Raw genomic sequence first — 10,715 nt, 5'->3', positions numbered from 1 at the left:
GTGTTTTACCCGCCACCGGGGGGGGCCGGCCCGGGCCGGGGGGGGGCGCCCCCCGGGGGGGGGCGCGGGGGGCCCCCGGGGGCGGGGGTGTGCGGGGGGCCGGTCACACGGGCTCGGCGACCCGGCTCCGGGAGGCGAGGACCACCAGGCCGCCGATGACGGCGAGGGTCATCAGGACGACGGCGAACACGGTGGCGCCGTTGGTCAGCCCGATCGCGTCGCTGAGGTAGCCGGCCGAGACCGGCAGCAGGCCGGCCGGGACGTAACCGCCCACGTTGAGCGCCGCGTTGGCCTCGGCGAGCCGCTGCGCCGGGACGCTGTGGTTGAGCAGCGAGAGCCCGCCGAGCTGTCCCATGCCCTGGCCGGCACCGGCCAGCAGCGCGGAGGCGATCAGCACGGGGACCGACGAGGTGTGCACGGCGGTGGCGAGCGCGACCATGCTGAGCGTGGTGCTGACGGCTCCGGCGGTCAGGATGGTGCGCCGGGGCAGCTTCTGCACGGCGAACTGCACCCCGGTGGCGGTCAGGAACATCGCGAACGCCATGGCCCCGGCGACGATCCGGCTGGTGGTGCCGAGCAGGCCGGACAGCAGCGAAGGACCGAGCGAGAGCACGAAGGACGTCGCGGTGATGCCGGGCGCGAACACCGCGATGCCGAGGGTGAGTTGCAGGCCGTTGCCGTGCGGGACGCCGGGTACCCGGATCCACGCGCCCTTGGCGGGTGCGGCGGGGCGGCGCACCGGCATGCGCAGCACGGCGAGGATCGCGGTGGCCAGCAGCGCCATCTCCACCACGAAGACGGTGACGGTGGGACCGGGCACGGTCTCGGACAGGACGCCCGCGAGGAGCGGACCGAGGCCGGCCCCGAAGACCATCGCGCAGGAGGCGAGCAGCGCCGCGAGCCGCTTGCGGTGCCCGCCGGCCACGTCCGTCACGGCGGCCATGCCGGCGGAGACCACCGCGCCGACGGCGATACCGGTGAACAGCCGGGCCACGATCAGCGCGGCCACACTGGACGCGGTCGCGAAGATGACACAGGCGGCCAGCGCCAGCCCCAGGGCGGGCAGCAGGACCGTCTTGCGGCCGAGCCGGTCGGAGACGACGCCGGAGACGAGCAGCGACCCGAGCAGGCCGACGATGTAGAAGGCGAAGATCACGGTCAGGGTCCCCTTGGAGAACCCGATCTCGCGCTGCCACATCACGTACAGCGGCGTCGCCGCGTTGGACAGGATGAAGACCGCCGTCACCGGCCAGGCGGCCAGCCATACCCACCAGGTGGGGCTGGGGGAGGCATCCGGCCCCGAAGGCTCGCCGGCCGCGGCCTCCTGCTCACCCACCACCCGCGCGGGCGCGGTTCGACTCTCCGACATGACAGGTACCTCCTGCTAGTGCAGTACGAGTTTTCTCGAACATAGCATGCAGTACGATTGGAGTCGTACATAGGATTCGGGTCATGAGGAGTTGCCTATGCCTTCCACGGCGCGTCCGGCGTCCGTACGGGTGCCGGACTTCAAGGTGCTGCCGCTCCCCGCGGACCTGCCCGAGCCGCTGCCCGAGCCGGCGGCGGCGGACCTGCGCCTGGAGACGGTGCTGGGGGCGCTGAGCGACCCGCTGCGGTTGCGGATCGTGCAGAAGCTGCTGCTGGACTCGGAGCGGTACGACCACACCTGCGGGTGGTTCGGGTTCGACCGCCCCAAGTCCTCGCTGACCCACCACTTCAAGGCCCTGCGCGAGGCCGGTGTCACCCGGCAGCGCCAGTACGGCCTGGAGCGCCGCAGCCATGTCCGCGTCGACGACCTGAACGCGCGCTTCCCCGGCCTGCTGGACCTGGTCGCGGCCTGGACGCCCGGCGAGGGCTGACGCGCCCCTTCCCGCCCGAAGGGCGAACAGGCGGCCACGGTCGGCATGCCGGCGCCGGAGCGGGCCGCGGCGGCCGGAGCGTCGCCGACGGGTCCGCGGGTCCGCGGGTCCGCGGGGGAACCGCGCACCCGGGCCCGCCGTTCGGGCGTAACCGGTGTGCCGGGCCGCCGGACCCGTCCGAGGCCCGGCAGGCCCGCCCGCCGGATCCGTCCACGGCCCGGGGAGCCCGCGCGCCGGATCCGTCCGTGGCCCGCTCGCACACCGGATCCGAACTCCCCGAGGGTGAACACGCACCGTCGCCGACGGAGCGGCGGCCGGAGCTCCCGCCGCCACGCCGCACCGCATTCGAAGGCTGTGCGGCGCGGGTGGCTGGTGCCCCCTGGGGCGCTGTTTGAGATTCTGTGAGGGTGTTGGGTGTCGCGCGATGGTTCCAGTCCCGCAGGGGACCCGCGTCCGCCGACGGCCCGGGGTCAGTGGACGGGTCCACCGCGGGCGCCGACCCTTCCGCGCCCTTCAGGGCGCTGCGCGCGGCCGCGGCCGGCATCGGCACCACCCTCGACGAGCCCACGACCTGCACGGAACTGACCCGGGCGGCGGTACGGCTGACCGGCGGCGGCGCGGCCGTGATGCGGCGGGTCGGCGAGACCGTCTCCGGCTACGAGGCGATCACCGGCGACGCCGACATGCTGCCCGACGCCCGCTGGGCCACCGCGGTGGCCCGGGACGCGGGCTCCCCGGCGGCCGACCACTGGATGGACCCCTGGCTGTCCCGCCCGGCCGGCAGCCGCACCCGTCCGGCCGTATGCGTGCCCCTGACCAGCGGCTCCGACCAGTACGGCGTGCTGGTCTGCGCCCGCGAGGGGATGGCCTTCGTCCGTGCGGAAGCCGAACTGCTCGCCCTGCTCGCCGAACGCGCCGCCTCCCACATCCGGCACGCCCGCGAGTACGAGCACGTCAACCGCACCGCCGGCGACCTGCAACGTGCCCTGCTGTCCGAGCCCGGCCGGCCGCACCCCAACCTGGATGTGTCGATCCGCTACCTCCCGGCCGGCGGCCGGGCGCTGGTCGGCGGCGACTGGTGCGAGACGGTACGGCTGCACTTCGGCCGCACGCTGCTCGTCGTCGGCGACGTGATGGGCCACGGCCTGGAGGCCGCCGTCGACATGAACGCCTACCGGTCGTCGCTGCGCTACATCGCCTCCTCCGAGTTGCCCCCGCACCGGGTGCTGCGCCAGATGGACGCCATCGCCGCCCACGAGGCGGACCGCAGACCCGCCACCTGCCTGCTGGTGCGGGTCGACCCGGGCCGCCATCAGGTCACCCTGTCCAGCGCCGGCCACCTTCCGCCCGCCATGATCACCGGGGACGGCCGGACCTCCCTCCTGCCGGTCCCCGTGGGCCCGCCGCTGGGCACCGGCTTCGGGGGCTACGAATCGGCCACCCACCAGTTCGACCCCGACCACGCCCTCGTCCTCTTCACGGACGGCCTGGTGGAACACCGCGGCGAGGACATCGACCGCTCCCTGAGCCGCCTCGCGGACCTGCACTTCAGCCCGTCCGTCGGCGTGGACTCCCTTCTGGAGTCCATCCTCACCCGCCTCGACGCCCGCAACGCCGAGGACGACGTCGCGGTGCTGGCGGCCCGCCCGCATCCCCGGGAGGGCGGTTTCACCTTCATGCCGGAGGAGGAGGCGACGCCGGGCCTGTGACGGTGAGCCCGGAGACGGTGCCGGCCCGCCTGACCGGGCCGCGGTAAGTGCTGCCCGGGATCCGGTTGTTGACGCCGGACGGGGGCGCCGGCCTGCTGCGGGCCTCGGCGCGGGCCTCGGTGCCGGCTGCGGGACCGCCCCCGCTGCCCCGCTCCGGGCCGCCGTCGGCTACCCGGGCAGGGCCAGAGTGAACACGGTCGTGCCCGCCGGGCCGTCGCCCAGCGCGATGGTCCCGCCGTGTGCCGCCACCAGGGCCCGCGCCACCGACAGACCCAGGCCGCTGCCGCCGCGGTCGCGGCTGCGGGCCTTGTCGACGCGGTAGAACCGGTCGAAGACCCGGGCCCGGTCGGCGGACGGAATGCCGGGACCCCGGTCGGTGACACTCACCGACGCCGAGCCGGGGGCCGTCGTGACCGTCACCGACACCGGGGTGCCGGTGGGCGTGTGGACGGCGGCGTTGGTGAGGAGGTTGTCCAGCACCTGGCGGATGCGGACCGGGTCCAGGCGGAGCGGGACCGGGTCAGGACCGACGGTCACCGTCAGCGGATGGTCGGAGTGCGCCGCCCGGAAGGCGTCCGCGGCCTCCCGCACCAGCTCCGCCAGGTCGACGTCCTCCAGCCGCAGCGGTGTCTCCACCTCGGCCGCGTCCAGACGGGCCAGGAGCAGCAGGTCGTCGAGGAGGATGCCCATCCGGGCCGCCTCGGCGCGCAGCCGGGCCAGGTGCCTGTCGCGTTCCCCTGGGGCGTTGGCGGCCGCGTACTGGAAGAGGTCGGCGTAGCCGCGCACCGACATCAGCGGGGTGCGCAGCTCGTGCGAGGCGTCCGCGACGAAGCGGCGCAGCCGCTGCTCGGCCTCCGCGCGGACGGCGAGGGAGTGGTCGATGTGTTCGAGCATCGTGTTGAACGCGGTGCGCAGCTCCTCGACCTCGGGGCCGCCGCCCCGTTTGGCCGCGCGCAGCGGCAGCCGGGCCGCCGACTCCGTCAGATTGTGCGAGGCGATGCCATGGGCGGTGTGTGCCATGTCGCTCAGCGGTTCCAGGCCGTGCCGCAGCAGCCGGCGGCCGAACACCACAAGGGCCAGCAGCGCGAGACCGAACGCGACCACCTGGACCGTGACCAGCTGGCGGACCGTGTCGTCCATGCTGTCCATCGGCGCGCCGCTGACCAGCACTACCCCCGGCTCCACCTCGCAGCCGCGCAGCCGGTACTCGCCCTCGCCGGTCAGGTCCTTGGTCCGCAGCACCTCCGTGCCCGCCGCGATCTGCGCCTTCGCCACCGAGGTGAGGTCGCCGATGTCCTCGGGCAGGTCACTGGTCTCCTCGGGCTTGCGCAGCACCGGGGTGCCGCGCGAGACGTCGTACACGGCGTAGTACCAGTGGTAGTACTTCTTGCCCTGGAGGGTGCCGTGCTGCGCGATGCTCTTGGACTGGGCCACCTGGGCCAGCATCAGCTGGTCGTCCAGCTGGGCCGACAGGTAGTCCCGCATGTACATGGTCAGGGCCGAGCCGACGACCGCGAACACCACCAGGGCCAGCGCCCCCAGCCCCAGTGCCAGCCGGGTGCCCAGGCGCATGTTCCGGTACGAGCGCCACAGCCGCCGGATCACTCGGCCGCCTGCTGCCGGACGACGTACCCGAAACCGCGCACGGTGTGGATCAGCGGTTCCCCGCCGGCCTCGTCCAGCTTGCGGCGCAGCCGGCTGACCACCAGCTCCACCACGTTCGAGCGGCCGCCGAAGCCGTACTCCCACACATGGTCCAGGATCTGCGCCTTGGTGAGCACGGTCGGCGACTTGCGCATCAGATAGCGCAGCACCTCGAACTCGGTCGGGGTCAGCGAGAACAGCCGCTCGCCGCGCCGGACCTCACGGGTGTCCTCGTCCATCGTCAGGTCGGCGACCTGGAGGACCGAGCGCTGGAAGCCGGGCCCCGCGCTGCGCCGCAGCACCGTGCGCAGCCGCGCCATCAGCTCCTCCACCGCGAACGGCTTGACCAGGTAGTCGTCCCCGCCCCGGGTCAGCCCCGCGACCCGGTCGGCGACCCCGTCGCGGGCCGTGAGGAACACCACCGGCACCATCGTCCCGGAGCGCCGCAGCCGGTCGAGCACGCCGAAGCCGTCGAGGTCGGGCAGCATCAGGTCGAGCACGACGATGTCCGGCCGGAACTCGGCGGCCCTGGCCAGCGCGTCCTCTCCGGAGTACGCGGTGACCGCCTCCCAGCCCTCGTACCGTGCGACCGTCGCGACCAGGTCGGCGATCGGCGGGTCGTCGTCCACGACGAGGAGTCGTACTTTTTCCACCCGCTCATACTGCGCCACCCGGCGCTGGGCGCCAGACCCGTGCTCACACAGAAAACACATCGATAACCAGTTGAAAGCAGCCCGACAGGAAAACGACAGCAGTGACGGGTGAAGCTCGACTCCCAGGACCCGATCAAGGAGCTGCCGACCCGTGACGACCGTCCAATCGCCCCCTGCGCCCCCCACGGCGATACGCCCCAGGGTGGTGGCCCGCACGGGCCTGTACGCCGTACTCGCCGTGAACGCGGCCGTGGTCGCCTACTTCTTCGCCCAGGCGGGCTTCGCCTCCAACGCCCTGATCGTCATCGGCCGCTTCCTCGGCCTGTACGGCGCCCTCGTCATGGCCTTCCAGCTGGTGCTGGTGGCCCGGCTGCCCTGGCTGGACCGCCGGATCGGCATGGACCGGCTGACCTCCTGGCACCGCTGGACCGGTTTCGCCCTGCTGTGGACGCTGCTCGGGCACGCCGTCTTCATCAGCTTCGGCTACGCCGACGGCGCCGGCGTAGGCCCGGTCGGCGAGATCGTCGACCTCGCCGAGACGACCGAGGGCGTACTCCGGGCCGTCGTCGCCCTCGGCATCATCCTCGTGGTCGGCGCCGTCTCGGCCCGCTACGCCCGCCGTCGGCTCGCCTACGAGACCTGGCACTTCGTCCACCTTTACACGTATGTGGCCGTGGTGCTCGCCTTCAGCCACCAGGTCGCGGTCGGTACGACGTTCACGGCGTCGTCCGCCGCGACGGCGTACTGGTACACGGTGTGGGGCGTCGCGCTCGGCTCGGTGGCCCTGGGCCGGCTGGTCCTGCCCCTGTGGCGCAACTACCGCCACCAGTTCCGGGTCTCCGCCGTCGTCCCCGAGTCGGACAACGTGGTCTCGGTCCACGTCACCGGCCGTGACCTCGAGAAACTGGGCGCGCAGGCCGGCCAGTTCTTCCTGTGGCGGTTCCTCACGAAGGACCGCTGGTGGCAGGCGAACCCCTTCTCCCTCTCCGCCGCCCCCGACGGCCGCACCCTGCGCCTGACCGCCAAGGCCGTCGGCGACGGCAGCGCCGCCCTGCGCCACCTGAAGGTCGGCACCCGGGTCTTCGCCGAGGGCCCCTACGGCGCCTTCACCCCCCTGCACCGCCGGAAGACCGAGTCCCTGCTGATCGCGGGCGGCGTCGGCGTCACCCCCATCCGCGCCCTCCTGGAGGACCTCGAAGGCCACACGGTCGTCATCTACCGCGTCGCCGCCGACCGGGACGCCGTCCTCTACGGCGAACTGCGTGACCTCGCCGTCGCCAAGGGCGCCGAACTGCACCTGGTCACCGGCCCGCCGGTCCCCGACAAGCTGGCCGCGCGCGAGCTGATCCAGCTGGTGCCGGACATCGCCGACCGGGACGTCTTCCTGTGCGGCCCGCCGCCGATGATGAACGCGGTGCTGCGCAGCCTGGGAGACCTGGGCGTGCCCAAGCCGCAGATCCACTTCGAGCGTTTCAGCCTGGCGGGATGAGAGAGACATCGTGAAGCGAGCCATACCTGTCGTCGCCCTGAGCATCGCGGGCCTGATCCCCGTCTGGCGCTACGAGCCGTCCGTCGGCGGTACGACGACCGCCACCGCCGAGCAGCCCGTCACGACCCCGTCCACCTCCGCGACCGGCGCTTCGGGCACGGTCGTCAAGGGCAGCACCGTCAACACCGAGAAGGGTCCCGTGGAGGTCCAGGTGACCTTCGACGGCGACAAGATCACCGCGGTGAGGATGCTCCAGCAGCCCGACCATCCGCAGACGACCGCGGCCGTCCCGGTGCTGATCTCGGAGACGCTGAAGGCGCAGAGCGCGGACATCGACACCGTGTCCGGCGCGACGATCACCAGTGACGGCTACCGGGAGTCCCTCCAGGCCGCGATCGACGCGAAGGGCTGACCGTGCGCCGAGTCGAACACGTCATGGGCTTCCCGGTCTCCCTGCGGATCGACGACAGGGACGTCCCGGAGAGCGCGGCGGACGCCGTCTTCGCCTGGCTGCGCGAGGTCGACGAGCGGTTCAGCCCGTTCAGGCCGGACAGCGAGGTCTCCCGGCTCGACCGGGGCGAACTCTCCGAGACCGAGGTGAGCCCGGACCTCGCCGAGGTGCTCGCGCTGTGCGAGGAGTACCGGCTGGCGACCGGCGGCGCGTTCGACGTACGGCTGCCGGGGCGGGGCCTCGACCCGTGCGCGGTGGTCAAGGGCTGGTCGGTGCAGCGCGCGGCGGACCTGCTGTCGGCGGCCGGGGCGCGACGGTTCGTGCTGAACGCCGGTGGTGACGTGGTCGCCTCCGGCGGGCCCTGGCGGGTGGGCGTACGGCACCCCGAGCACGCCGACCAGGTGTGCACGGTCCTCGAAGTCACCGACGGGGCGGTCGCCACGTCCGCCCGCTACGAGCGCGGCGACCACATCATCGACGGCCGGACGGGACGTCCGGCGACCGGGCTGCTCAGCCTCACGGTCGTCGCCCCCTCGCTGACCGAGGCGGACTCCGTGGCCACGGCCGCGTTCGCGATGGGCGCCGAGGGCGTCGGGTGGGCCGCTGCCCGCCCGGGCTGCGAGGTGTTCGCCGTGGACACCGGCCGGCAGGTACTGCGGACGGCGGGCATCCCGGTCGCGGAGGAGCCGTCGGCGGCCGCCTGACCTCCGGCGGCGACGGGCCCTTCGAGGTAGCCGGGAAGCCGGGACCGTCTCCTGTATCAGTCGTCCGGGGCCACCTCTGAGCGCCCCGGTCACAGCAGGTCGATCAGGCCCGCCGTGAACTCGGCTGTGGTCGCCGAGCCTCCGAGGTCCGGAGTGCGCAGCCGGGTCGTGGACAGGAATGCGGCGATCGCGTCGGTGACGGCACCGGCCGCCTCGGGGTGGCCGAGGTGGTCCAGCATCATCGCGGCGGACCAGATCGCACCGAGCGGGTTGGCCGTGCCGCGCCCGGCGATGTCGGGGGCCGAGCCGTGCACCGGCTCGAACATGGAGGGGAAGTCCCGTTCGGGGTTGAGGTTGGCCGCGGGGGCGATGCCGATGCTGCCGGCGATCGCCGCCGCCAGGTCGCTGAGGATGTCACCGAACAGGTTGGAGGCGACCACGACGTCGAAGCGGCCCGGGTCGAGCACGAACTTCGCGGCCAGCGCGTCGATGTGCTCCTGGTCCCACGCCACCCCCGGGTGCAGGGCGGCGCTTTCGGCGACGAGTTCGTCCCAGAAGGGCATCGTGTGCACGATCCCGTTGGACTTCGTCGCCGAGGTCAGCCGTCCGGACCGGCCGGCGGCCAGCTCGAACGCGTAGTCCACGATCCGGGTCACGCCCTTGCGGGTGAACACCGCCTCCTGCACGGCCGTCTCCTCCGGCAGACCGCGGTACAGGCGCCCGCCGATCTCGCCGTACTCGCCCTCGACGTTCTCCCGCACCACGACGAAGTCCACGTCGCCCGGCCGGGCCTCGCGCAGCGGGCTGGGCACACCCTCGAAGACGCGGATCGGGCGCAGGTTCACATACTGCTGGAAGCCGCGCCTGACGGGGATCAGCAGACCCCACAGCGAGACATGGTCCGGGACCCCCGGGTAGCCGACCGCGCCGAGCAGGATCGCGTCGTGCCCCCGGATCCGGTCCAGGCCGTCGGGCGGCATCATCGCGCCCTCGGCGAGATAGCGCTCGCAGGACCAGTCGAAGGTGTCGTAGGTGAGGGCGATGCCGTGGCGGGCGGCGACGGCGTCCAGCACCCGGCGGGCCGCGGGGACGACCTCGGCGCCGATGCCGTCGCCGGGGATCAGGGCGATGCGGTGCTTCTCCATGGGATGGATTGCAGCAACGGTTCGTGCGGCGCGTCCAAGACCGGCTGCCCATGTGCCTTATAGGCAGTCCTTATAAGGGGCCGTGTCCGCACCCTCCTGCAGCGCCGTGCGCAGGAACGCCTCCGCCGCCGGGGTCGTCGTGCCGGGCCGGCTCACCAGCGTCACCCGCAGGCTCGTACGCGGTTCCAGCTCCAGCACCCGGACGCCCGTCCGCCGGGCCAGGTCCCGCCACGCGTCGGTGACGACCGCGAGGCCCGATCCCGCCAGGACCAGCGGCAGGATCGCCACCCGGTGCTCGGTCTCGACCGCAAGGGTCACCTTCACCCCGTCGGCGATCAGGTCGTCGACGTACCGGCGCATCCCGGTGCCCTGTTGCCCGACGATCAGCCGGTGCCCGGCGAGGTCCTTCCTGTCCACCACGGTCGTGTCCGGGGCGAAGGGGCCGTCCGGAGGCGCCAGCAGCACGAACCGCTGCTCCGGGAGGGGGTGGGCCCCGACCTCCGTGTCCGGGGTCGCGTCCGCGGCGGCCAGCAGACCCAGCTCCGTCACCCCCGTGCGCACCATCTCGGTCACGTCCCGCGCGGTGAACGCGGCCCGTACGGTCACCGACACACCCGGATGGGCCCGGTGGAAGCGGCTGATCATCCCGGTGAGCGGGGCGACGGCCTGGGACGGCATCGCCGCGATCTCCACCCGGCCGGTGCGCAGCCCGTGCACCGACTCCACGCTCGCCCGCGCCAGTTCCAGGCCGCGGACCGCCGCCCGGGCCGGTTCGATGAGCGCAGTACCGGCCTCGGTGAGGACGACCCGGCGGCCTATCCGGTGGAAAAGGTCGCTGCCCAGGTCCCGCTCCAGGGCCCGGATCGCCTGGGAGAGCGAGGGCTGGGAGAGGTAGAGCGCGGTCGCCGCACGGTTGAAGCTGCCGTGGTCGACCACCGCGAGGAAGTACTCCAGCTGCCGGACGTCCACGCTGCCGCCTTCCCGCGCCCGCCCCTGTCCGCCGATAGGCCGCGCCTATATGCATTGTCGGCCACGGGTCTTGGACGGGCCGCCCGGGCCCT

At 73.1% G+C, this 10,715-nt stretch carries 10 protein-coding genes; 5 read left to right on the top strand and 5 right to left on the bottom strand.

All coding sequences use genetic code 11. The features are described from left to right. Positions 1-103: 103 nt before the first annotated feature. A complete protein-coding gene (locus ACFWXC_RS17615; RefSeq protein ID WP_384479595.1) occupies positions 104-1,369 on the bottom strand; it encodes an MFS transporter in 1,266 nt (421 codons plus the stop codon). A 97-nt stretch (positions 1,370-1,466) separates the two neighbouring features. Between ACFWXC_RS17615 and ACFWXC_RS17610 the strand changes: the two genes are divergently transcribed. Both ACFWXC_RS17610 and ACFWXC_RS17605 read left to right on the top strand, forming a co-directional pair. Then, positions 1,467-1,859 (top strand): ArsR/SmtB family transcription factor, encoded by a 393-nt coding sequence (locus ACFWXC_RS17610; RefSeq protein WP_384479594.1) that lies wholly within the window; start codon positions 1,467-1,469, stop codon positions 1,857-1,859. A 473-nt stretch (positions 1,860-2,332) separates the two neighbouring features. Beyond that, positions 2,333-3,568, top strand: a complete 1,236-nt coding sequence (locus ACFWXC_RS17605) for a PP2C family protein-serine/threonine phosphatase (protein ID WP_384479593.1) — start codon at positions 2,333-2,335, stop codon at positions 3,566-3,568. A 168-nt stretch (positions 3,569-3,736) separates the two neighbouring features. Here ACFWXC_RS17605 and ACFWXC_RS17600 read toward each other — a convergent pair whose 3' ends face one another. Continuing rightward, positions 3,737-5,173 carry a sensor histidine kinase gene (locus ACFWXC_RS17600; protein WP_384479591.1) on the bottom strand — a complete coding sequence of 479 codons (1,437 nt, stop codon included), beginning with the start codon at positions 5,171-5,173 and terminating at the stop codon, positions 3,737-3,739. Beyond that, positions 5,170-5,925, bottom strand: a complete 756-nt coding sequence (locus ACFWXC_RS17595; RefSeq protein WP_384479589.1) for a response regulator transcription factor — start codon at positions 5,923-5,925, stop codon at positions 5,170-5,172. Before ACFWXC_RS17595 ends, ACFWXC_RS17600 begins: the two co-directional genes overlap by 4 nt. Positions 5,926-6,016: 91 nt before the next feature. Here ACFWXC_RS17595 and ACFWXC_RS17590 point away from each other — a divergent pair, with 91 nt between their 5' ends. From ACFWXC_RS17590 to ACFWXC_RS17580, 3 genes are read left to right on the top strand one after another with little or no spacing between them, the layout of a single operon-like run. Next, the gene (locus ACFWXC_RS17590; RefSeq protein WP_384479587.1) at positions 6,017-7,354 is read left to right on the top strand and encodes a ferric reductase-like transmembrane domain-containing protein; all 1,338 of its coding nucleotides are present in this window, start codon (positions 6,017-6,019) and stop codon (positions 7,352-7,354) included. Between the two features lie 10 nt (positions 7,355-7,364). Continuing rightward, positions 7,365-7,766 (top strand): FMN-binding protein, encoded by a 402-nt coding sequence (locus tag ACFWXC_RS17585; RefSeq protein WP_384479585.1) that lies wholly within the window; start codon positions 7,365-7,367, stop codon positions 7,764-7,766. A 2-nt stretch (positions 7,767-7,768) separates the two neighbouring features. Beyond that, entirely contained in the window at positions 7,769-8,509 is a 741-nt protein-coding gene (locus ACFWXC_RS17580; RefSeq protein WP_384479583.1) for an FAD:protein FMN transferase, read from the top strand. A gap of 89 nt (positions 8,510-8,598) precedes the next feature. Here the strand turns inward: ACFWXC_RS17580 and ACFWXC_RS17575 are convergent, their stop codons facing one another. Together ACFWXC_RS17575 and ACFWXC_RS17570 are read right to left on the bottom strand one after the other, a co-directional pair. Continuing rightward, positions 8,599-9,654 (bottom strand): tartrate dehydrogenase, encoded by a 1,056-nt coding sequence (locus tag ACFWXC_RS17575; RefSeq protein ID WP_384479581.1) that lies wholly within the window; start codon positions 9,652-9,654, stop codon positions 8,599-8,601. 57 nt (positions 9,655-9,711) lie between these two features. Next, positions 9,712-10,623, bottom strand: a complete 912-nt coding sequence (locus tag ACFWXC_RS17570) for a LysR family transcriptional regulator (protein WP_384479579.1) — start codon at positions 10,621-10,623, stop codon at positions 9,712-9,714. Positions 10,624-10,715 lie beyond the last annotated feature (92 nt).

The sequence above is a fragment of the Streptomyces sp. NPDC058683 genome (assembly GCF_042716195.1).
Classification (GTDB): domain Bacteria; phylum Actinomycetota; class Actinomycetes; order Streptomycetales; family Streptomycetaceae; genus Streptomyces.
Note: the sequence above shows the minus strand (reverse complement) of the source record. Positions and strands in the feature narration are given on the sequence as shown.